Annotated in this window: 18 protein-coding genes and 1 rRNA gene; 9 read left to right on the forward strand and 10 right to left on the reverse strand. The window is 73.5% G+C overall.

What is annotated here, in order from left to right:
- Positions 1-244: 244 nt before the first annotated feature.
- Positions 245-1462 carry a PucR family transcriptional regulator gene (locus tag ACIA8O_RS33910; RefSeq protein ID WP_396297851.1) on the forward strand — a complete coding sequence of 406 codons (1218 nt, stop codon included), beginning with the start codon at positions 245-247 and terminating at the stop codon, positions 1460-1462.
- Between the two features lie 14 nt (positions 1463-1476).
- Here ACIA8O_RS33910 and ACIA8O_RS33915 read toward each other — a convergent pair whose 3' ends face one another.
- Together ACIA8O_RS33915 and ACIA8O_RS33920 are read right to left on the reverse strand one after the other, a co-directional pair.
- Positions 1477-1986, reverse strand: a complete 510-nt coding sequence (locus ACIA8O_RS33915) for a DUF6912 family protein (RefSeq protein WP_396297852.1) — start codon at positions 1984-1986, stop codon at positions 1477-1479.
- 65 nt (positions 1987-2051) lie between these two features.
- On the reverse strand, positions 2052-3038 hold the full coding sequence (locus ACIA8O_RS33920) for a patatin-like phospholipase family protein (protein WP_396297853.1): 987 nt from the start codon (positions 3036-3038) through the stop codon (positions 2052-2054).
- Positions 3039-3289: 251 nt separating this feature from the next.
- Here ACIA8O_RS33920 and ACIA8O_RS33925 point away from each other — a divergent pair, with 251 nt between their 5' ends.
- Positions 3290-3760 (forward strand): Rv3235 family protein, encoded by a 471-nt coding sequence (locus tag ACIA8O_RS33925; protein ID WP_396297854.1) that lies wholly within the window; start codon positions 3290-3292, stop codon positions 3758-3760.
- 331 nt (positions 3761-4091) lie between these two features.
- On the opposite strand, the gene secA is transcribed toward ACIA8O_RS33925, so the two are convergent.
- Positions 4092-6851 (reverse strand): preprotein translocase subunit SecA, encoded by a 2760-nt coding sequence (gene secA / locus ACIA8O_RS33930; protein ID WP_396297855.1) that lies wholly within the window; start codon positions 6849-6851, stop codon positions 4092-4094.
- A gap of 259 nt (positions 6852-7110) precedes the next feature.
- On the opposite strand from secA, the gene ACIA8O_RS33935 reads away from it, so the two are divergent.
- Positions 7111-8277: a winged helix-turn-helix domain-containing protein gene (locus ACIA8O_RS33935; protein ID WP_396297856.1), complete on the forward strand. Its 1167-nt coding sequence runs from the start codon at positions 7111-7113 to the stop codon at positions 8275-8277.
- 28 nt (positions 8278-8305) lie between these two features.
- On the opposite strand, the gene ACIA8O_RS33940 is transcribed toward ACIA8O_RS33935, so the two are convergent.
- Entirely contained in the window at positions 8306-9034 is a 729-nt protein-coding gene (locus ACIA8O_RS33940) for a response regulator (protein WP_396297857.1), read from the reverse strand.
- Between the two features lie 144 nt (positions 9035-9178).
- Positions 9179-9871, reverse strand: coding sequence for a ribosome hibernation-promoting factor, HPF/YfiA family (hpf, locus tag ACIA8O_RS33945; RefSeq protein WP_396297858.1), 693 nt, complete (start codon positions 9869-9871; stop codon positions 9179-9181).
- A 340-nt stretch (positions 9872-10211) separates the two neighbouring features.
- Between hpf and ACIA8O_RS33950 the strand changes: the two genes are divergently transcribed.
- On the forward strand, positions 10212-10904 hold the full coding sequence (locus ACIA8O_RS33950; RefSeq protein WP_396297859.1) for a ComF family protein: 693 nt from the start codon (positions 10212-10214) through the stop codon (positions 10902-10904).
- On the opposite strand, the gene ACIA8O_RS33955 is transcribed toward ACIA8O_RS33950, so the two are convergent.
- From ACIA8O_RS33955 to mtrA, 3 genes are read right to left on the reverse strand one after another with little or no spacing between them, the layout of a single operon-like run.
- Positions 10892-12730 (reverse strand): LpqB family beta-propeller domain-containing protein, encoded by a 1839-nt coding sequence (locus ACIA8O_RS33955; RefSeq protein WP_396297860.1) that lies wholly within the window; start codon positions 12728-12730, stop codon positions 10892-10894. The two genes, ACIA8O_RS33950 and ACIA8O_RS33955, sit on opposite strands and share 13 nt — an antisense overlap.
- On the reverse strand, positions 12708-14834 hold the full coding sequence (gene mtrB, locus ACIA8O_RS33960; RefSeq protein WP_396297861.1) for an MtrAB system histidine kinase MtrB: 2127 nt from the start codon (positions 14832-14834) through the stop codon (positions 12708-12710). Before mtrB ends, ACIA8O_RS33955 begins: the two co-directional genes overlap by 23 nt.
- Position 14835: 1 nt before the next feature.
- Entirely contained in the window at positions 14836-15513 is a 678-nt protein-coding gene (gene mtrA, locus ACIA8O_RS33965) for an MtrAB system response regulator MtrA (RefSeq protein ID WP_104816374.1), read from the reverse strand.
- A gap of 205 nt (positions 15514-15718) precedes the next feature.
- On the opposite strand from mtrA, the gene ACIA8O_RS33970 reads away from it, so the two are divergent.
- From ACIA8O_RS33970 to ACIA8O_RS33990, 5 genes are read left to right on the forward strand one after another with little or no spacing between them, the layout of a single operon-like run.
- Positions 15719-16978, forward strand: a complete 1260-nt coding sequence (locus ACIA8O_RS33970) for a hypothetical protein (protein ID WP_396297862.1) — start codon at positions 15719-15721, stop codon at positions 16976-16978.
- A complete protein-coding gene (locus tag ACIA8O_RS33975; RefSeq protein WP_396297863.1) occupies positions 16978-17637 on the forward strand; it encodes a DUF4129 domain-containing protein in 660 nt (219 codons plus the stop codon). Before ACIA8O_RS33970 ends, ACIA8O_RS33975 begins: the two co-directional genes overlap by 1 nt.
- Positions 17634-18899, forward strand: a complete 1266-nt coding sequence (locus ACIA8O_RS33980; protein ID WP_396297864.1) for a DUF4350 domain-containing protein — start codon at positions 17634-17636, stop codon at positions 18897-18899. The genes ACIA8O_RS33975 and ACIA8O_RS33980 overlap by 4 nt, the downstream gene beginning before the upstream one ends.
- Positions 18896-19924, forward strand: a complete 1029-nt coding sequence (locus ACIA8O_RS33985; protein ID WP_396297865.1) for an AAA family ATPase — start codon at positions 18896-18898, stop codon at positions 19922-19924. Before ACIA8O_RS33980 ends, ACIA8O_RS33985 begins: the two co-directional genes overlap by 4 nt.
- Positions 19925-19954: 30 nt before the next feature.
- Positions 19955-21265, forward strand: a complete 1311-nt coding sequence (locus ACIA8O_RS33990) for a DUF58 domain-containing protein (protein WP_396297866.1) — start codon at positions 19955-19957, stop codon at positions 21263-21265.
- Between the two features lie 676 nt (positions 21266-21941).
- Here the strand turns inward: ACIA8O_RS33990 and ACIA8O_RS33995 are convergent.
- Both ACIA8O_RS33995 and rrf read right to left on the reverse strand, forming a co-directional pair.
- Entirely contained in the window at positions 21942-21992 is a 51-nt protein-coding gene (locus tag ACIA8O_RS33995; RefSeq protein ID WP_396297878.1) for a hypothetical protein, read from the reverse strand.
- A 42-nt stretch (positions 21993-22034) separates the two neighbouring features.
- A 5S ribosomal RNA gene (rrf, locus tag ACIA8O_RS34000) occupies positions 22035-22117 on the reverse strand; the annotation flags it as partial.

The raw sequence follows: 22117 nt of genomic DNA on the forward strand, positions 1-22117 counted from the left end.
GGTCGGTATCCGCGGATTCGAAACCCTGTAGGGGCGGACAGCGGGGGCCCGGCCGGTTCTGTCGGTGGCGACAAAACGGCACCGGGGCCTTCCGGATGACATCGCGTCAACTCTGCGCCTCCGCTTCACCCTTCGAACGGGCATCCGTCCCTTCCCCCGTCCCGCCACCCCACCGTGCGGCGGCGCCGGGACGGTCGCGTCCGGCCCCGGGGCGGCCCGGCCGCCGCTTCCTACCCTGGCCGCTATGGACGCTGAACCGACCACGGTGCTGGGGGAATCGACCAAACGGCTGGCCCGGATCCTGCTGGACGGCCTGCCGGAGCTGACCGAGGAGACGGTCCGCCGGATCCGCGAGGAGCTGAAGGTCTACCAGGCGGCCGGCCCGCTCCCCTCCGGCCAGCTGCACGAGGCCGTCCGCGACAACCTCGCCTACTCGCTGCGCGGCCTGGCCGGGGAGCGGATCACCCTGGAGGCCCCGCACGTCACCGGCCGCCGCCGGGCCGAGCAGGGCGTGCCGCTGGCCATGGTGCAGACCGCCTACCGGATCGGCTTCCGCTGCCTCTGGGAGCGGATGGTCTCCGAGGCCAAGCGCACCGGCGCGGCCAGCAGCGACGACCTGGTCGCGATGGCCAGCGAGGTCTGGCGGTACAACGACGAGGTGCTGGCGGTCATGGTGGACGCCTTCAACGAGCGCACCGCCGCCCTCAAGATCCAGTGGGACCAGGAGCGTTCGGCCCTGGTGGACGTGGTGCTGCGCGGCGGCATGGGCAACCCCGGCCTGGTCCTGGAGGCCGCCGACATGCTCACCCTGCCCTACGACGGCACCTTCGCCGTGGTGGTCGCGCACGCCCCCGGCCTGGCCCGGCAGGCCCTGCCGGACATCGAACCCGCGCTGCGCAACCACCAGATGGGCTCCGCCTGGCGGCTCACCCCGGACGCCCACATCGGCATCGTCTCCATGCAGGACGGCACCGCGATGGAGCAACTGGTCGAGACGCTACGGCTCCAGACGGTCCGCCGGGCCGGGGTCAGCCCCTGCTACTCCAGACTCGACCAGACCCCGCAGGCCCTCCACCTGGCCCAGGTCGCCCTGGCCAGCGCGGCCCCGCGGTCCGAGACCGTCTCGGTCTTCGACGCCTCCCCGCTGCCGATGCTGGTGGTCAGCTCCCCCTCCACCGCCTCCCGGATCGGCCACCAGGTGCTCGGCCCCCTGATGGACCTCCCGGAGGGCCAGCGCGAGCAGCTGCTCACCACCATGTCCACCTACTTCACGGTGGACGGCTCCGCCGACAAGGCCGGCAAGCTGCTGTTCTGCCACCCCAACACCATCCGCTACCGGCTGCGCCGGATCGAACAGCTCAGCGGGCGCTCCTTCGAGCGCCCACTGGACTCGGCCGAGCTCTACATCGCCCTCCAGGCCGTCCTCCGCCTGCCCGAGGTGGTCCGCGACCCGCTGCACTGACCCCTGAGCCCCCGTCAGGCCAGCAGCGCGGGGATCTCCTGGGTGGCGAACCAGAGCAGCTCGTGGTCCTCGGCGCCGTCCACCGTGAACTGGGCGTCCGCGTCGCCCCCGTCGGCCGCGCCGACCGCCGCCACCGCGGCCGCCACGTCGGCCACCACGTCCGCGTCGGCCACGTCCGCGTGCACCGCGGCCGCCTTGGCCAGCGGCAGCGGGCCCCTCAGCACGATCCGGCCCAGCGAGGCCTGGTCCTGGTACTCGTCGCCGGGGAACGGCGCCACCGCCGAGTCCGCGACGTCCACCGCCACCACCACCCGGCGGCGCGGGGTGTCCGCGTCCTCGGCCAGCAGCCGCAGCGCGGCCTGGGCGGCCCGGTTCAGCGCGGCGTACTCCAGCTCCTCCAGGTCGTCGCTGACGTACCACTCCCGCAGCGCGGGGGTCACCGCGTACGCCACCGACTGGTCCAGCGAACCGCCGGGGTGCGCGGCCGCCAGTCCGGCCAGGGTGGTGGGCACGTACACGCGCATCGGGTGACTCCGGTTCCTCGGACGATCTGGACAGCCAAACAATACGCACCCGGGCCCGGCCGGGCTCACCCCCGAAGGGCCCGCGCCGTGGTGTGCAGGGCGGTCTCCAGGGTCAGCGCGCGGCGCACCGGGTCCATCATGTTCGGCCCCATCGCGGCCAGGTCCTCCAGCGTCGGGGCCAGCACCTGCACCCGCACCCCCGCGGCCCGCAACGCCCGCACCTCGCGGAACAACTGACGGGTCACCACCCTGCGGTACCGGCCCACCAGTTGCACCAGCACCCCGCGCGGCCGGTCCCGCCGCCGCCACTCCCGCACCGCCCCGGCCCGGCCCTCCCCCCGGCCGTCCGGCCAGCCCGGCCGCAGCGCCATCGGCGCCAGCACGTACACCTCGTCCAAGCCCCGGCCGAGCATCAGGTCCGCGTTGCTCGCCGACCAGCAGCCGCCGTCCACGTACCGGCTCCCGTCCAGCTCCACCGGCGCGAACCACCCCGGGATCGCGCAGGAGGCCATCACCGCCTCGGCCACCGGCGCCTGCGGCTGCCCCGGATCCCCGAACACCACCCGCCGGCCGGTCCCGTAGTCCACCGACACCACCCGCAGCGGCCACCCCTCCGGCCGGGCCCCGCCGACCAGCCCGCGCACCAGCTCGCCGACCGGCGCCACCGACCCGCGGCCGGTCGGCGCGGCCGCCGACACCATGGTCAGGAACGGGTACGCCCGCGGGTTGCGCACCGTCGCCCGCAGCAGCCCCGGCGAACCGAACCCCGGCCTCGGCAGCGGCGGCAACGCCCCGCCCAGCGCCGCCTCGTACCCGAAGCCCACCCCTTCGAGTACACCCCCCACCGCCAGCCCGCGCTGGTGGTCCGTCAGCTCCGCCGTCCCCACCCCGGCCGCCAGCAGCGTCCCCAGCACCGCCCCCGCCGAAGTCCCGAGGATCACCTCGGCCTCCCCCGGCCGCCACCCCGTCTCCTCCTCCACCGCCCGCAGCGCACCCACCGCCCAGGCCGCCCCCAGCACCCCGCCACCACCGAGCACCAGACCCCGCCGCACCAGGCACCACCTCCGCCCTCCACCGACCGGCCCCCACGGTACGTCCCCCTTCGTGCCCACCCCCCGCGCCCCGCCGGTCAACCCCGCGCACCCCCACCACCCGCCGGAGCCCTTCCCGCACAGCGGGAACCACCCGGATAGGTGACACCGCACCGGCCCCCCGACCCGCCACCGCCGGTCCGTTGCCAGCGCCCCGGGGCCCGGGTACCAAGGAGCCGAACCCGCACCGCTCCGCACGAAGGGCGCCGCCGATGACCGCTCCCACCGCCGCCGCACCCCGGGTCCGAGCCCTGGCCCACCCCCACCCGCGACGCCCCGAACGCACCCCGCGCCGCCCGCACCCCGTCGGCGAACTGACCCCGCGTCACCCCCGCGCCGCCTGCGCCCCCGTCCGCACCGAACGCAGCCAACTCGCCGCCCGCTTCGCCCACCGCCTCGTCGAAGTCCTCACCGGCCACCGCCCCGCCGGCCAACTCCAACGCCACACCACCCTCCCCGGCTACCAGCAACTCACCGCCCTGGTCCGCACCGGCCCCCTCCGCCCCCGCGGCCACCTCACCCCGCACCGCCTCGGCCGCGTCTACGACTCCGCCCCCACCCCCCGCGCCCTCGAAGTCTGCGTCCGCGTCGAGTTCGGCCCCCGCCACCACATGGTCGCCTTCCGCCTGGAGCAGCACCGCCGCACCGACCAATGGCAGTGCACCGCCGTCGAAGCGAGGTAGTTGGAGGCAGCGGCTCGGCAGGGCAACGCCCAGGGGCGCGAGGAACTGCGCGAATCGGAAGGCACCCACCTACAACACGAGCTCCGGCAGCCAGTTGCAACACCAAGGGGCGCGAGGCTCCGCTGATCTGCGGCTCCGCCGCGCGGGCGCACTCCGGAAGGCGCCCCAGCTGCCACTCAAGCACCGAGAGCCAGCTGCAACACCAAGGGGCGCGAGGAACTGCGCGCTCCGGGAGGCGGCCCACCGGCAACTGACCCACCATCAGCCAGTTGCCGGTGCTGCCGTTCCCATGCGCGCAGTTCCCCGCGCCCCTGAAAACCCCTACCGGGTGTTACTTCTTGCGACGCCCCTTCGCCGCACGGGCGGCCTTCCGCCGCTCCGCCCGGGTCAGCCCGTCGCCGTCCTCCAGGCCGTCCTCGAAGTCTCCCTCGATGACGTGCTCGTCGCCGTCCACCGACGGGGCGGTGTAGTGCAGACGCTGCGGCTTCGGGGCCTCCAGGCCCTTCGCCTTGATCTCCGGGCGGCCCGCGGCCTGGTCCTTCTCCAGCCGCGCGAGGGTCTCCTCGGTCTCCGCGAGCGGGACCTCCTCGACCTGCTGCTCGACCTGCACCTCCAGGTTGAACAGGTAGCCGACCGACTCCTCCTTGATGCCCTCCATCATCGCGGAGAACATGTCGAAGCCCTCGCGCTGGTACTCGACCAGCGGGTCGCGCTGGGCCATCGCCCGCAGGCCGATGCCCTCCTGGAGGTAGTCCATCTCGTAGAGGTGCTCGCGCCAGCGCCGGTCCAGCACGGACAGCACGACGCGCCGCTCCAGCTCCCGCATGATCTCCGCGCCGAGCGCGTCCTCACGGGCCCCGTACTGCCCCTGCACATCCTCCTGGAGCGCCTTCACCAGGAACTCGGCGGTGAGCCCGGCCGGGCCGCCGGCCTCCTCCTCCAGCTCCTCCAGGTCCAGGGTCACCGGGTACAGCTGCTTGAGCGCCGCCCACAGCTTGTCCAGGTCCCAGTCGTCCTCGAAGCCCTCGCCGGTCGCGGCGTTGACGTACGCCTCCACGGTGTCGTCCATGAAGTGCGTGACCTGCTCCTGCAGGTCCTCGCCCTCCAGCACGCGACGACGCTCGCCGTAGATGACCTCGCGCTGACGGTTCAGCACCTCGTCGTACTTGAGGACGTTCTTGCGGATCTCGAAGTTCTGCTGCTCGACCTGGGTCTGCGCCGAGGCGATGGCCCGCGTCACCATCTTGGACTCGATCGGCACGTCCTCCGGCACGTTGGCCATGGCCAGCACGCGCTCGACCATCCCGGCCTTGAACAGCCGCATCAGGTCGTCGCCGAGCGACAGGTAGAACCGCGACTCGCCCGGGTCGCCCTGACGGCCGGAGCGGCCGCGCAGCTGGTTGTCGATCCGGCGCGACTCGTGCCGCTCCGTCCCCAGCACGTACAGACCGCCCAGCTCCTGGACCTCGACCTGCTCCGCCTTCACGGCGGCCTTGGCCTTCTCCAGCGCGGCCGGGAAGGCCGCCTCGTACTGCTCCGGGGTGTCGATCTCGGTGATGCCGCGCTGCGCCAGCTCGGCCACCGCGAGGTGCTCCGCGTTGCCGCCGAGCATGATGTCGGTGCCGCGGCCGGCCATGTTGGTGGCCACGGTCACCGCGCCACGACGGCCCGCCTGCGCGACGATCTGCGCCTCGCGCTCGTGGTGCTTGGCGTTGAGGACCTCGTGCGGGACGCCGCGCTTGCGCAGCTCCTGCGAGAGGTACTCGGACTTCTCGACCGAGACGGTGCCGACCAGGACCGGCTGGCCCTTCTCGTGCTTCTCGACGATGTCCTCGACCACGGCGGCGAACTTGGCCGGCTCGGACTTGTAGATCAGGTCCGGCTGGTCGATGCGCAGCGGGGTCTTGTTGGTCGGGATCGGCACCACGCCGAGCTTGTAGATCTGGTGGAACTCGGCCGCCTCGGTGGTGGCGGTACCGGTCATGCCGCCGAGCTTGTCGTAGAGGCGGAAGAAGTTCTGCAGGGTGACGGTGGCCAGGGTCTGGTTCTCGTTCTGGACCTCCACACCCTCCTTGGCCTCGATCGCCTGGTGCATGCCCTCGTTGTAGCGGCGGCCGGCCAGGATGCGGCCGGTGTGCTCGTCGACGATCATGACTTCGCCGTTCATGACGACGTAGTCCTTGTCGTTCTTGTAGAGCTCCTTGGCCTTGATGGCGTTGTTCAGGAACCCGACGAGCGGGGTGTTGACCGACTCGTAGAGGTTGTCGATCCCGAGGTAGTCCTCGACCCGGGAGACGCCCTCCTCCAGGACACCCACCGTGCGCTTCTTCTCGTCGACCTCGTAGTCGCGGTCGCGCTTGAGGCGCAGCACCAGCTTGGCGAAGTCGGCGTACCACTTGGTCGCCTGGTCGGCCGGGCCGGAGATGATCAGCGGGGTGCGGGCCTCGTCGATCAGGATCGAGTCGACCTCGTCGACGATCGCGAAGTTGTGGCCGCGCTGCACCAGTTCGTCCTGCGACCACGCCATGTTGTCGCGCAGGTAGTCGAAGCCGAACTCGTTGTTGGTGCCGTAGGTGATGTCGCAGGCGTACTGGCGCTTGCGCTCGGCGGGCGACATGTTGCCCAGGATCACGCCGACCTCGAGGCCGAGGAAGCGGTGCACCCGGCCCATCCACTCCGAGTCGCGCTCGGCGAGGTAGTCGTTGACGGTGATCAGGTGCACGCCCTTGCCGCTCAGCGCGTTCAGGTACGCGGGCAGGGTGCCGACCAGGGTCTTGCCCTCGCCGGTGCGCATCTCGGCGACGTAGCCCAGGTGCAGCGCGGCGCCGCCCATCAGCTGGACGTCGTAGTGGCGCTGGCCGAGCACCCGCTTGGCCGCCTCGCGGACGGTGGCGAAGGCCTCGGGGAGGATGTCGTCCAGGGTCTCGCCGTCGGCGAGGCGCTGCTTGTACTCGTCGGTGAGTGCCCGCAGGTCCTCGTCGCTGAGGTTGACGAAGTCCTCTTCGATGGAGTTGACCTGGGCAGCAATCCGCTGGAGCTTGCGAAGGACCTTGCCCTCACCGGCGCGCAGGATCTTGTCGAAGACGGACACTAGGGCGGGCTCCTTGCCTGTTCGGCGTTGGACGGCAGCACGGTGGGTCGACCCCACCGCACGGGCCATCGTATGCGAGGGAGCCAACGCGCCGGGAGGTGCGTCAGCACGGTATTCCCGTGTCACCCGTGGGGGCACAACGGCCGATTGCGCTCCGGTGAGGACAATTCGGTCACCATCCGGCCCTCGCTCAGGTTGTACGCACCGGGACCTGACTTGGTTCCCGCCGCTGTCAGTCCCCCCGTCTACCCTGCGCGGCATGACCGCCATGCCTGCCCCCGCCCTCGAACTCTCCGCCGACGAGGCCCGCCGGATCGCGCTGCGCGCCCAGGGCCTGCTCGGCGCGCCCGACCGCAGGGGCGGGGTGCGCGGCGTGCTCCGGCACCTCGGCTCGGTCCAGCTGGACACCATCTCGGTGCTGGCCCGCTCGCACGAGCTGGTGCCGTACGCGCGCCTCGGCGCGGTCGGCCGCCCGGCGGTGGAGGCGGCGTACTGGGGCGGCGGCACCTCCTTCGAGTACTGGTCGCACGCGGCCTGCGTCCTGCCGGTGGAGGAGTGGCCGCTGTTCGGCTTCCGCCGCCGTTCCTACCGGTCCAACGGTCACGTCTGGGGCCGCAGCACCGAGGAGCGGACGTACCGTCAGGTGCTGGACCAGCTGCGCGCGGAGGGCCCGCTGACCTCCACCGAGCTGGGCGGCGCCAAGCGCACCTCGGAGTGGTGGGACTGGTCGGACACCAAGGTCGCGGTGGAGAAGGCGCTGGCCTTCGGCGACGTGGTCTGCACCGAGCGGCGCAGCTGGAAGCGGGTGTACGCGCTGGCCGAGCAGGCGATCCCGGCCGAGTACCTGGCCGAGGAGCCCTCCGACGCGGAGTGCGTGCGCCGCCTGGTGGCCCAGGCCGGCACGGCGCTCGGGGTGGCCACCCGGGCCGATCTGATGGACTACTACCGGCTGAAGGCGAAGCACTTCGACGCGGCGCTGCCCGGGTCCGGCCTGGTGCCGGTGACGGTGGCCGGCTGGGGCGCCCCGGCCTGGGCCGACCCGGCGGCGCTGGAGACCGCCCCGCGCGGGCGGCACCGCACCACCCTGCTGTCGCCCTTCGACTCGCTGATCTGGGACCGGCCCCGGACGGAGCGGATCTTCGGCCTGACGCACCGGCTGGAGGCGTACACCCCGAAGGAGAAGCGGGTGCACGGCTACTTCGCGATGCCGCTGCTGACGGGCGGTCAGCTGGTCGGCCGGGTCGACCCGGCCCGGGAGGGGAAGACCCTGGTGGCCCGTCAGGTCTCGCTGGACTCGCCCCGCCACCTGGAGGCGCTGGCCACCGCGCTGCGCGAGGCGGCCGGATGGGTGGGCTGCACCGCCGTCCGGGTGGAGCGGCTGTCCGACGAGGGCCTGCGCCCCGCCCTGGAGAAGCTGATCGGGTGATCCCGGCCCGTCCGGCCGGGCCCCGGGCTCAGCCGATCTCCAGGATCTTCTCCCGCATCGCGTAGACCACGGCCTCCATCCGGGAGTGCAGCTGGAGCTTCTCCAGGATGTTGCGCACGTGGTTCTTCACCGTGTTCTCGGAGATGAAGAGCTCCTTGGCGATCTCCCGGTTGTTCATCCCGGTGGCCACCAGCTTGAGCACCTCCAGCTCGCGCTCGGTGAGCCGCGGCGCCGGCAGCAGCTCCCGCTCGTCCGGACGCCGCTGGATCATCGACTTGAACTCGGTGAGCAGCTTGGAGGCCATCGCCGGGCTGATCTGCGACTGCCCGTCGGCGACCGCCCGGATCGCGGTGGCTACCTCGTCGGTGGAGATCTCCTTCAGCAGGTAGCCGGTGGCCCCCGCCTTGATCGCCTCGTAGAGGTCGGCCTCCTCGTCGCTTATCGTCAGCATGATGATCTTGGCGCTGGGCACCACGTCCTTGATCGCGGTGCAGGCCTCGATCCCGCTGCGACGCGGCATCCGCACGTCCATCAGGATGATGTCGGGCAGCAGGTCGGCCGCCTTGAGCACGGCCTCCGCCCCGTCCCCGGCCTCGCCCACCACCCGGATGTCGGGCTCCTCCGCCAGCACGATCTCCAGGCCCCGGCGGAACAGCGCGTGGTCGTCCACCACCAGGACCCGGATCGGCTCGTCCCGGTGCGGCGGCCCGTCCGCATCCCCCAGCGGTCCGCCCGCCGGACCGAATCGCTCCCCCATCCGCCCCTCCCCGCCGCTGGTCAGTGTCGGGCCATCATTCCACGAAGCACCCCGGGCCGATCACCCTCCGCCGTCGCCCCTCCCGGAACGGGTGACCCCCGGTGGCCGCTGCCACCGGGGGTCACCCGTTCCGCCTCCTGTGCGTCAGTCCTGGTCGGGACCGCCGATCGCACCACCGGCGTCACTGGCCGGGCCGACGTTCGTGCCGTCGGTGGCCAGGTGGATCACGCCGTAGTGGTAGCCGTGCCGCCGGTACACCACGCTCGGCAGGCCGCTGTCCTTCTCCACGAAGAGGTAGAAGTCGTGGCCGACGAGCTCCATCTCGTACAGCGCCTGGTCCAGCGACATGGGCGGGGCGCCGTGCGTCTTCTCCCGGACGACGAGCGGTCCGTCGCCCTCCACCTCCAGCGATCCCATCATGGTCTTGCGGGCCGAGCCGTTGACCCCGGCGCTGGGCTCCTCCACCTCGGGGAGCGACGCCAGCGCCGCCGTCGCCTCCGCGACGCTGATCGGGGTGCGGCCGTTGCCGCCCTTGTGCACCCGCCGCCGGTCGGCGGACTTGCGCAACTGCGCGTCCAGCTTCGCGGAGGCCAGGTCGAGCGCCGCGTAGGGGTCCGCGGCGGCGGCCTCGGCCCGGATCACCGGGCCGCGGGTACGCATCGTGATCTCCACCCGCTCGGACCGGTCGGCCTGGCGCGGGTTGTGTTCCTTGGACACCTCGACGTCGAGGCTGATCACCTTGCCGTCGAACTTCTGGACCTTCTCCAGCTTCTCGGCCACGTGCTCTCGGAACCTCTTGGGCACCTCGGTCTTGCGGCCCTTGACGACGATGTCCACGCAGAACTCCGATCCCTCGTGCTGACGCCGGGCCGGAACGTTCCCGGCACCGGACTGAGACCCAGCCGGACCAGCCGCTTCACCATCACCACCGGGGCTTCCGGGGGCGCTGGGAGGGACTGGCCCTCACCTCACTTCCTCCCCACCAGAAGCGCTTGAAACCCCTTGGAGCCTCATCGAACACCTCACACCGGGATTTCGCCATCCCCGGTCGGCTGGAGGACTGTTCCGTCCTGTTTACCCTCAGCCGAGTGAAAAACCGGTAAACACCTGGACAACACCCCCCGGACGGCCCACCGTTTGGTACCGCCCGAGCACCGGCCGAGCACCGGGAGCCGTCATGACCGCCCTCGTCCTGTTCGAACTCGCGGACCTCCTGCTGCCCGCCCGCTGCGCCGGCTGCCGCACCGGCCGCACCCCGCTCTGCCCGGCCTGCCGCGCCGCCCTGGACACCGCCGTCCCCGGCCCGGCCACTCCGCACCCGCGCCCCGAGGGCCTGCCCCCGGTGTACGCCGCCACCCGCTACGCCGGCCCGGTCCGCCACCTGCTGATCGCCCACAAGGAGCGCGGCGCGCTGCGCCTGGCCGCGCCGCTCGGCCGCGCTCTGGCCGCCGCCGTCCGCCCCGCGCTCGGCCCCGGCCCGGCACTGCTGGTGCCCGTCCCGTCCACCCGGGCCGCCACCCGCGCCCGCGGCCACGACCCGACGCTGCGCCTCGCCCGGGCCGCCGCCCGCGAGCTGCGCCGCCACGGCCACCCCGTCCGGGCCGCGCACCTGCTGCGGCACCGCCGCGCGGTGGCCGACCAGGCCGGCCTGACGGCCGCCCAGCGGCACGCCAACCTGCACGGCGCGCTCACCGCCCGCCCAGGCGCCGCCCGCCTGCTGACCGGCCGTCAGGCCGTGTTGGTGGACGACCTGGTGACCACCGGAGCCTCCCTGGCCGAGGCCGCCCGCGCCCTGGCGGCCCTCGGCCACCCGCCCCGCGCGGCCGCCACCGTGGCGGCCGTCCGGCGGGCCACCGGTCACCCGGGGTAGGAGAACTGACCGCCCTTCAGGTCCGGCGCCAGCTCCACCCACTGACTGCCCGACAGCCGGTAGACCTGCTCGGCCGAGGTGGCCAGCACCGGGGGCAGCAGCTCCTTGCTGCCCGTGTTCCGCGCCTCGGTCGCCGAGACCGAGGTCATCGAGTCGCCGCCCTGGAGCGGCACGTCCGCGCTGACCGAGCCGTCGGTGCCGAAGTAGTGCAGCTGCTGGAGCTTGTCCGGCTCCTTGCCGAGCACCAGCAGCTGGTCCGTGTCGGCCCAGGCCACCGAGACCACCTCGCTCAGCACCGAGGCCACCGGTCGCAGATCCACCACCACCTCCACCCCCGGCCTGGCCGGGGTGCCGGTGTGCAGGACCAGGCCGAGCCTGAGCGCCGTCTTGCCGCCGTCCTTCACCACCAGGGCGATCCTGGTGCCGTCCGAGGAGATCCGCAGCGACTGGACCTTCCCGCTGCCCAGCCCGCCGACCTGGACCGGCACCGGCGTCCGGCCGCGCACCATCACCATGCCGGAGGGGGCTGCGGGGTCCACCAGCCAGAGGTTGTTCCAGCCGTCCCAGCTCGGCGAGGCCAGCGTGCTCCCGCTCCGGTGCACGGACTCCCCCCGGGTGCTCCCCTGCGCCAGGTCGACCACGTACAGGTCGTGGCCGTCCGCCCCGACCACGGCCGCCGCCACGCCGTCCCGGCGGACCGCGAAGGCGCTCGGCCGGAGGGGGTTGTTCTGTTCGCCCAGCGGGCCCGGGACGGGCGTGCCCCTCCCGTCGGTGTCCGCGGTCTGCATCAGCTGGCCCTTCGCCCGGTCCAGGTAGTACTGCCTGGTGCCGAACACGCCGCCGGCCAGCGCGCCCGGTGCGCGCAGCACGGTCTCGCTCCCGGTCTGGCAGCTCCCCTTGTGCCCGGCCAGGGTCAGCTGGACCAGTCGCTTGCCCTGGACGTCCGACAGGGTGTGGAAGAGCTGCGCGGCCATCTCGCCGCAGCGCCCCATCTCGGCACCGAGGTCCGCCACGTTCACCTTCACGGTGGCCGCGTTGGAGTCGTTGACCGTGACGGCGCCCTCGATCTCGACCTGCTCGCCGAAGGCCGTGCGGACCCCCTGGGAGAGCCAGGCCGACGGCCCGTCGACCAGCGCCTTGGCCGCGGCGGTGAGCGGGTCCACCCGGCGCCGCACGTAGATCGGATCGGGCACCAGCACCGGCTGCCGGGCCTGGTCGGCCGAGTCGTCCGGCTTGGTCGGGAAGTAGCGGTGCACCGCCCGGTACCCGTTCTTGAACTCGGTCTGATCGGTGATCAGCCCGTTGGGCAGGTCGTCGATCCGCCACTCGCCCTTGTTCTTGCCCTCGGTCTCCCGGACCAACTTGAACCATGCCTTGTAGCCGGGGTCCGGGTTCGGCTTGTAGGTGCGGTGCCGGTCCACCTCGGCTATCTGACTGCCCTGCACCTGGACCTCGGCCCGGTCGGAGCCCCCGGCCAGCGAGACGGTGTACCTGGCCTGCGAGCCCAGGACCACCACCTGCGCCTCCGGCTGCCACTTCCGGACGGCCGCCGCCGTGAGGTACTGCGTGGCGGTGGCGTAGTTCGGCTCGTCGGCGTTGGCCGCGTCCAGGAAGCCGGTGAGCAGCTTCTCCGGGTTGTCCCCCGGGTGCGGCGGCGCCGGGTAGACCCGTACCTGGAGGTTCTCCGGGGCGGCGGTCGCCGGGCTGCCGACCCGCTCCGGCGAGCCGTCCGAGGGCATCGAGACGCAGCCCGCGGCCATCAGCGGGGCGAGCGCCGCTCCGAACGCGCGGAGCAGCCGCCGGTCAGTCCTGTCCGTCCTCCGCACGCCGCTCCCCCTCCGAGTCGCTCTCCCCGTCGGCCGCGCCGGCCGACGGCGCCTCGGCCGGCCTGCCGGCCGACCGGTCCACCACCACGTGTGCGCCGGTCGCACCGTACCCCGCCGAAGCGGCCCGGACGTCCGACGGGTCGGCCACCGGGGCCGAGGGCGCCTTGCCCAGCCCGGGTCCGATGCTCAGCACCCCGCCCAGCCCCGGGCCGAAGCCGGTGGCCGGGCCCTCCGGCGTCTCCGGGATCTCCGCCGACTGCTCGGCCGAGGTGAGCGCGGTCGCCCCGGCCGGCCTGGCCCGGCGGTACGGGCCCGCGCTGGCCAGGCCCCGGTTGTGCCGGGAGTCCTCCGGCTCCAGCCGGAACGGCGCCCGGTTGATCTCGCCGCCGCGGGTGCGCGGCAGGGTGAGCCGGAAGTGCGATCCGCCGCCCGGCTCGCCCCAGGCCTGGAGCCAGCCGCCGTGCAGGTGCGCGTCCTCGACCGCGATCGACAGGCCGAGGCCGGTGCCGCCGGTGGTCCGCACCCGGGACGGGTCGGCCCGCCAGAAGCGGTGGAACACCCGGGAGGCCTCGCCGGGCTTGAGCCCGATGCCGTAGTCCCGGACGCCGACCGCGACCGCGCCCCCGGCCGAACCGAGCCGGATCACCACGTCCCGGCCCTCACCGTGCTCCAGCGCGTTGACCACCAGGTTGCGCAGGATGCGCTCGATCCGCCGGGAGTCCACCTCGGCGACCACCGGCTCCTCGCCGCCCCGGATGACCACCGCGCTGCCCTTGGCCTGCGCCAGCGGGTCCGCGGCCTCGACCACCCGGCCGACGATGTCCCGCAGGTCCACCGGCTCGGCGTCCAGGATCGCCGCGCCCGCGTCGAACCGGCTGATCTCCAGCAGGTCGGCGAGCAGCGACTCGAAACGGTCCAGCTGACCCTGCAGCAGCTCCGCCGAGCGGGCCGCCATCGGGTCCAGGTCGTCCCGGCTGTCGTAGATCAGGTCCGCCGCCATCCGGACGGTGGTCAGCGGGGTGCGCAGCTCGTGCGAGACGTCCGAGACGAACCGCCGCTGCACCCGGGAGAGCTCCTCCAGCTGCCGGATCTGCGCCTGCAGCGCGTTGGCCATCCGGTTGAAGGACTCGCCGAGCCGGGCGATGTCGTCGGAGCCGGTGACCTTCATCCGCTCCTCGAGGTGCCCGGCGGCCAGCCGCTCGGAGATCCCGGCCACCATCCGCACCGGGGTGACCACCTGACGGACCACCAGCCAGGCGATGCCGCCCAGCAGCATCACCACGAACACCCCGGCGGTCGCCAGCGTGCCGGTGACCTGCCCGAGCGAGCTGGTCTCCTGGGCGAACGAGAAGACGTAGTACAGCTGGTACTGGGTGGTCCCGTCGGGGCCCCGGAACTGCTGGCCGATGATCAGGCCCGGCTCCGTCTTCGGAGCCTTCCCCGGCCCGGCCGCCCGCTTCACCTCGGAGGTCTGCTCGAACATCACCCCTGGGTTCGCGGCGACCTGGGCACGCAGCTCCGGCGAGATCGAGGCGGGCAGGATCTCGCCGGAGCCGTACGCGCCGCGCAGCGCGGCGCTGGACGAGCTGTGCACCTCGTCGGTGTTGGGCACCAGGGCGATCACCGAGTAGACCCCGCTGCCGCCGGTGGCGAGGTCGGAGACCTGCTTGATCAGCCAGGTGCTGGTCTTCACCCGGGTCGGGTCGGTGTTGGCACCGACCGTGGCCTGCAGGTTGATCGCGTCGTTGATCTTGTCCTGCTCGATCTCGAAGCCGCCCCGGGCCTGGTTCTGCGCCGAGTGCTTCTTGGCGTCCAGCAGCACCGTGCGGACCTGGGCGACCACCACCACGCCCAGCACCAGCACCACGGCGAGCGAGAGCAGCAGGGTCGCGGCCACCACCCGCACCTGGATGGAGCGCCGGTACAGCGCCACCACCCGGTGGAAGGGGCGCCGGAACTGACGGGCCACCAACGCGAAGAGTGCCACCGGGCCGCGCCGGGGCCGGCGGCCACCGGTGGTGGTGGAGCTCAGCACGTCCCCGCGAACAGTGGACTCCCCGTCGGCGGCGGTGCCCGACGGGGAGTCGTCAGCTTGCTGCGTCACGTCAGCTGGGCCCGGCCTTGTAGCCGACACCGCGGACGGTGACCACGATCTCCGGGCGCTCCGGATCCTTCTCGATCTTCGAGCGCAGGCGCTGCACGTGCACGTTCACCAGACGGGTGTCGGCGGCGTGCCGGTAGCCCCAGACCTGCTCCAGCAGCACCTCGCGGGTGAACACCTGCCAGGGCTTGCGGGCCAGCGCGACCAGCAGGTCGAACTCCAGCGGGGTCAGCGGGATGCCCCGGCCCTCCCGCTTCACGGAGTGACCGGCCACGTCGATCACCAGGTCACCGATGGTCAGCTGCTCCGGAGTCGGCTCCTCGGCGCGGCGCAGCCGGGCGCGGACCCGGGCCACCAACTCCTTGGGCTTGAACGGCTTGACGACGTAGTCGTCGGCGCCGGACTCCAGTCCGACCACGATGTCGACGGTGTCGGTCTTCGCGGTGAGCATCACGATCGGCACGCCGGACTCGGAGCGGATCTGACGGCACACGTCGATCCCGTCCCGCCCGGGCAGCATCAGGTCGAGGAGGACCAGATCAGGCTTGGTCTCCCGGAACGCGGCTAGCGCCTTGTCCCCATCCGCGACGAAAAACGGCTCAAAACCCTCACCACGAAGCACGATGCCCAACATCTCGGCCAGTGCGGTGTCGTCATCGACGACGAGGACACGTCCCTTCATGCGTCCATCCTCTCATTACCGGATTGTGACCTGCCGCACAGTCGTGCCATTCCGGCGTGCTTCCGCCCGCCAAGTCAGTCATATCGTCGCAGAGTTCGCCCCCCGCCCGGACCGGGCCCGGAGCCGGGCCGGGATATCCCTGCGAGCGCCGAACCGTGCCGTGGCACGATGGGCGCCACAGAGTACCGATTCGACGGGAGCAGTGATGACCGACACTCCGGGCTGGGCCTCGCCCGGCTCCCCCGAGCCGCCCCGAGAGGACGCCGGGACGTCGGACACGCCGCCTCCCGCCGCGGCCACCGCCCCGCCGGTCCCGCCGCAGGCGGGCCCCGCGCCGGGCCCCTACGCCGGTGCCTACGGGCAGCAGCCCCCGCCCGGCTGGGGACAGCAGCAGCCCGGCTGGGGCCAGCAGCCTCCCCCCGGCCCGCAGCCCGGCTGGGGCGGCGGACCGCAGTGGGGTGCCCCCGGTTGGGGACAGCCGCAGAGCCCGAAGCCCGGTGTCATCCCGCTCCGCCCGCTCTCCGTCGGCGAACTGCTGGACGGCGCCTTCACCACCGTGCGCCGCTACTGGCGCTCCACCGTCGGCCTCTCCCTCGGCGTCGCGGTCGCCGAGCAGGCGCTCACCGCGGGCGCCCAGTGGTGGGGCTACGAGCAGCCGGACGCGATCGGCCCGGCGATCCTGTCGGTCGCCGGCTACCTGTTCGCGATGCTGCTCGGCATCATCGCCTCCGGCCTGCTCACCATGGTGGTCAGCAAGGCGATCCTCGGACAGCGCGCCACCCTCGGCACCGCCTGGGCCGCCGCCCGCCCGCAGCTGCTGAAGCTCTTCGGACTCACCGTGGTCACCAGCCTGATCATGACCGGCATCGGGGTGGTCGCCGTGGCGCCCGTCTTCCTGCTCGGCATCTCCGGGGCCGACGACGCGCTGATCGCCCTCGCCGTGCTCCCGCTGCTCGCCGGGCTGGGCGTGATGGTCTGGGTGATGGTCCAGCTCAGCATGGCCGCCCCGGCCCTGATGCTGGAGAAGCAGGGCGTCTTCACCGCCCTCTCCCGCTCCCGACGCCTCGTCAAGGGCGCCTGGTGGCGCACCTTCGGCGTCACCCTGCTCGGCCAGTTCATCGCCGGGCTGATCGCCGCCGTCTTCGTGCTGCCGTTCACCGTCATCGGGATGGCCGCACTCGGCGACGACGCGCTCACCCCGGACTCGGAGTTCGGCCTGATCGGCACCAGCTACCCGCCGTCGCTGATCCTGCTCCTGTCGGTCGGCGCCATCCTGGCCTCCTGCGTCACCATCCCGCTGGTCGCCGCGATCAACGTGCTGCTCTACGTCGACCGCCGGATCCGCCGCGAGGGCCTGGACATCGAGCTGGCCCGCGCCGCGAGCACGCCCGCCGACGAGCCGTCCCCCGCCGCCGCCCCGGCCGCCGGCACCGCCCCCGACCAGACCGGACCGCAGGGAAGCTGATGCCCAACTGGGGGGAGTGGGCCCCGCTCGCCACCGGCGTCCCGGTCACCGAGGAGCGTGACGCGGCCCGGGACGCCGCCCGGATCGAACGGCTCGACCCGGCGTACCACCACCACGACCCGAGCCTGATGCAGCGGATCTGGGACTGGGTGCTCGAGCAGCTCGACAAGGCCTTCGGCGCGGTCGGCATCGCCACCCACGGCATCACCACCGTGATGCTCTTCCTGCTCGTCCTGGTCGTCCTGGCCGCCCTCCTGTGGTGGCGCCTCGGCGCCCCGCGCCGGGCCGCCCGCAGCACCGCCGCACTGTTCGGCACCGACCGCCCGACCACCGCCGACGAGCACCGCGCGGCCGCCGCCGCACACGCCGCAGCGGGCGCCTGGGCCGAGGCCGTACGCGACCAACTGCGCGCCCTGATACGCGGGTTGGAGGAGCGCACGCTGCTCGACGTCCGGCCCGGCCGGACCGCCGACGAGGCCGCCGCCGAGGCCGGCCGGGTGCTCCCCGAGCACGCCGAGGCGCTGCACCGGGCCGCCCGCACCTTCGACGACGTGGTCTACGGCGAGCACACCGCCGACGCGGCCGCCTACCAGGCCCTGCTCGACCTCGACCGGGCCGTCACCGCCAGCCGGCCGTCCCTCGCCGGGAGCACCACGTGAGCACCGATACCACCGCGCCGGCCCCCGGCGCCCCCGCTCCTGACGCACCGTCCGCCGAGGCCCCGCCCGCCTCCGGCACCGCCGTCCGGGTCTTCCCCGGCTGGGGTCCGATCTGGCGCCGCAGCCGCTGGTTCCTGCTCGGCACCGCCGTCGTCCTGGTCGGCGGCCTGCTCGTCAGCGGCCTGGACGACCACCGCGAGTACCCCCCGCTCCACCCGCGCGACCCCGACCCGCACGGCACCCGCGCCGTGGTCCGCCTGCTCGAACAGCGCGGCGTCGACGTCCGCACCGCCGGCACCCAGGACGAGCTCTCCGAGGCCCTGGCCGCCCCCGGCACCACCGTGGTGCTGCCCTTCACCGTCCCCCTGACGGCCGGTCAGCTCGGCCCGCTCACCGCCCGCAAGCGCGGCAGCGACAGCCGCCTGGTGCTGATCGGCCCGGACGCCGACGCCCTGGCCGGACTCGCCCCCGGCATCTCCGAGGCCACCGACGCCTCCGGCGAGCCGCACCTCGCCGAGTCCGCCCCCACCGCCCCCGGCTGCACCCTCCCCGAGGCCGCCCGGGCCGGCAGGGCGGAGCTCGGCGGCGTCCTCTACCGGCCCGGCCCCGGCGACACCGGCTGCTACCCCGTCAACGGCCGCCCCTCCCTGGTCCGGCACACCGACCCCGGCTCCCGCGAGACCGTGGTGCTCGGCAGCGGCCGCTTCCTCACCAACGAACGGCTCGCCGAGCAGGGCAACGCCTCGCTGGCCCTCGGCCTGCTCGGCTCCCGCCACCACCTGGTCTGGTACCTCCCGGACTACTCCCAGGCCCCGGCCGAGCAGCCGAAGAGCCTCACCGACCACATCCCGGCCGGCTGGAACTGGGCCGCCCTCCAGCTCGCCGTCGCCGCCGTGCTGGCCGCCCTCTGGCGGGCCCGCCGGCTCGGCCCGGTGGTCACCGAACGGCTTCCGGTCGTGGTCCGGGCCGCCGAGACCACCGAGGGCCGGGCCCGGCTCTACCAGCGCGCCAAGGCCCGCGGCCGGGCCGCCGACGCCCTGCGCCGGGCCACCCGCCACCGCACCGCCCCGGCCCTCGGCATCCCCCTGCACACCGGGGAACCCGACCCGGCCGCCCTGTGCACCGCCCTGGCCGACCGCCTCGGCCGCCCCGCCGCCGACCTCCACGCGCTGCTGTACGGCGACGCACCCACCGACGACGCCGCCCTGCTGCGGCTGACCGACGCCCTCGACGCCCTGGAAAGGCAGGTACGACAGCCGTGACCGAGCAGGCCACCACCTCCCTCAGCAAGCCGACCCCCGAGGACGGTGCCACCCTCTCGGCCGCTCCGGCCGCCGCCACCGACGCCCGGGCCGCGCTCACCGCCCTGCGCGCCGAGATCGGCAAGGCCGTGGTCGGCCAGGACGCCGCCGTCACCGGCCTGGTGGTCGCCCTGCTCTGCGGCGGCCACGTGCTGCTGGAGGGCGTCCCCGGCGTCGCCAAGACCCTGCTGGTGCGCACCCTCTCCACCGCGCTCAGCCTGGGGACCAAGCGCATCCAGTTCACCCCCGACCTGATGCCCGGCGACGTCACCGGCTCCCTGGTCTACGACGCCCGCACCGCCGAGTTCTCCTTCCAGCCCGGCCCGGTCTTCACCAACCTGCTGCTGGCCGACGAGATCAACCGCACCCCGCCGAAGACCCAGGCCGCCCTGCTGGAGGCCATGGAGGAGCGCCAGGTCACCGTCGACGGCGAGCCCCGCGCGCTGCCCGTCCCGTTCCTGGTCGCCGCCACCCAGAACCCGGTCGAGTACGAGGGCACCTACCCGCTGCCCGAGGCCCAGCTCGACCGCTTCCTGCTCAAGCTCGTCCTCCCGCTCCCCACCCGGGACCAGGAGTTCCAGGTCCTCGCCAAGCACGCCTCCGGCTTCGACCCGCGCGACCTGGCCGCCGCGGGCGTGCGCCCGGTGGCCGGCCCCGCCGACCTCGCCGCCGCCCGCGCCGAGATCGCGAAGCTCACCGTCTCCCCCGAGGTGCTGGCCTACATCGTCGACCTCTGCCGGGCCACCCGGCAGTCCCCGTCGCTCTCCATCGGCGTCTCCCCGCGCGGCGCCACCGCCCTGCTCAACGCCTCCCGCGCCTGGGCCTGGCTGGCCGGCCGCGACTACGTCTCCCCCGACGACGTCAAGGCCCTCGCCCTGCCCACCCTGCGCCACCGGGTCCAGCTCCGGGCCGAGGCCGAGATGGAGGGCGTCACCGCCGACTCCGTCATCCAGGCCGTCCTGGCCCAGACCCCGGCCCCGCGCTGACCACGCAGTACTGCTGAAGGAGCGTCACCCATGGCCCTGACCGGCCGCACCGCCCTCATCGCCGCGCTCGGCGCGCTGGTCGTGGGCCTCCTGCTGCCCTCCTGGGCCGGGATCGGCGCGGTCACGGGCCCGCTCCTGCTCGCCGTCCTCGCCGACCTCGCCCTGGCGGCCCCGGTACGGTCCCTGGTGCTCACCCGCACCGGCGACACCACCGTCCGCCTCGGCGAGCCGGCCACGGTCGAACTGACCGTCACCAACCCCTCCCGGCGCCCCCTGAGGGCCCGCCTGCGCGACGCCTGGCCGCCCTCCAGCTGGCGCCCCGGCACCTCCTTCGAGGCCTCCCGGCACGCCCTCACCATCCCCGCCGGGGAGCGCCGCCGGATCACCACCCACCTGCTCCCCAGCCGCCGCGGCGACCACCACGCCCACCGGGTCACCGTCCGCTCCCACGGCCCGCTCGGCCTGGCCGCCCGCCAGGGCTCCCACCTGGTCCCCTGGACGGTCCGCGCCCTCCCCCCGTTCGCCAGCCGCAAGCACCTGCCCTCCCGGCTGGCCCGCCTGCGCGAACTCGACGGCCGCACCTCGATCCTGACCCGCGGTCAGGGCACCGAGTTCGACTCCCTGCGCGAGTACCTCCCCGGCGACGACGTCCGCTCCATCGACTGGCGCGCCAGCGCCCGCCGCCACACCGTGGCCGTCCGCACCTGGCGCCCCGAACGCGACCGCCACGTCCTGATCGTCCTCGACACCGGCCGCACCTCCGCCGGCCGCGTCGGCGACGCCCCCCGCCTGGACGCCGCCCTCGACGCCGCCCTCCTGCTGGCCGCCCTGGCCACCAAGGCCGGCGACCGGGTCGACCTGCTCGCCCACGACTCCCACAAGCGCCGCACCGTCGTCGGCCGCTCGGCCTCCGACGTGCTCCCCGCCTTCACCGACGCGATGGCCACCCTGGAGCCCGCCCTGGTCCAGACCGACCTGCGCGCCCTCACCTCCGCCACCCTCCGGCTGGCCCCCCACCGCTCCCTGATCGTCCTGATCACCGGCCTCGACGCCGGCCCGATCGAGGAGGGCCTGCTCCCTCAGCTCCCCCTCCTCACCAAGCGCCACGAGGTCGTCCTGGCCTCCGTCGCCGACCCCCGCCTCGACGAACTCGCCACCACCCGCGGCACCGTCCAGGACGTCTACGCCGCCGCGGCCGCCGAGCAGACCCGCGCCGACCGCGCCCGCACCGCCACCCACCTCACCCGCCGCGGCGTCACCGTCCTCGACGCCCCGCCCGCGGCCCTCCCCCCGGCCCTCGCCGACACCTACCTCGCCCTCAAGGCCGCCGGCCGCCTCTGAACCGGTACCTGCGGCGTACGCCTGCGGTACCTCCGGCGTATCCCCCGCCGCTCCTCCCGGTGATCGAATTGACCGATCACCGAAACACCTCCGGGGGAGCACCACATGAAGCGCAGGAATTTCCTCCTGCTGGGCGCACTGGGCCTGTCACCACTGGCCCTGCTCGTCCTGCCCGACGGCAAGAAGACCCAGCCGGCCGAGGCCCACAACCCACTGATGGAGCCCCCCGAGGTCCTCACCGACCTCGACCCGGTACGCCGCTGCCTGGCCCGCCTCGGCCCGGTCGTCTCCACCCACTGGATCGAGAGCTCCTCCGCCCGGCCCGGCGACCGCCTCCCCGGTCCCAACGACTACCGCTGCCACATCGTCGCCCGATTCCCCCCGGGCCACGTCACCAGCCTCCTCGGCCAACGCCCCGTCACCGCCGCCGAGCTCCCCCAGGTCCAGCAGTACCCCGTCACCTACCGCGAACGCGACCTCGGCAAGCTCCCGGCCCCGTTGGTCCCCCACCTCCCGCCGGCCGCCACCTGGGTCTCCGTCCGCGAGCTCGACAAGTCACTGCTCACCGCCCACAGCAGCAGCATCCTCTTCGACAAGGCCTCCGACACCGCCTACGTCTCGGCGTCCAACCTCAAGGACCCCACCCAGCCCCGCGTCGTCGTCGACCAGAACGGCGTCAGCAGCACGATCCCCCCGGTCCCGCTCCCGCCACTGCCGTGAAATGCAGAAAGCCCCGCCGGGATACCCGGCGGGGCTTTCTTGAATGATTGTTCGGCGGCGTCCTACTCTCCCACAGGGTCCCCCCTGCAGTACCATCGGCGCTGTGAGGCTTAGCTTCCGGGTTCGGAATGT

This window comes from Kitasatospora sp. NPDC051853 (assembly GCF_044452665.1).
In the GTDB taxonomy this organism is placed as follows: domain Bacteria; phylum Actinomycetota; class Actinomycetes; order Streptomycetales; family Streptomycetaceae; genus Kitasatospora.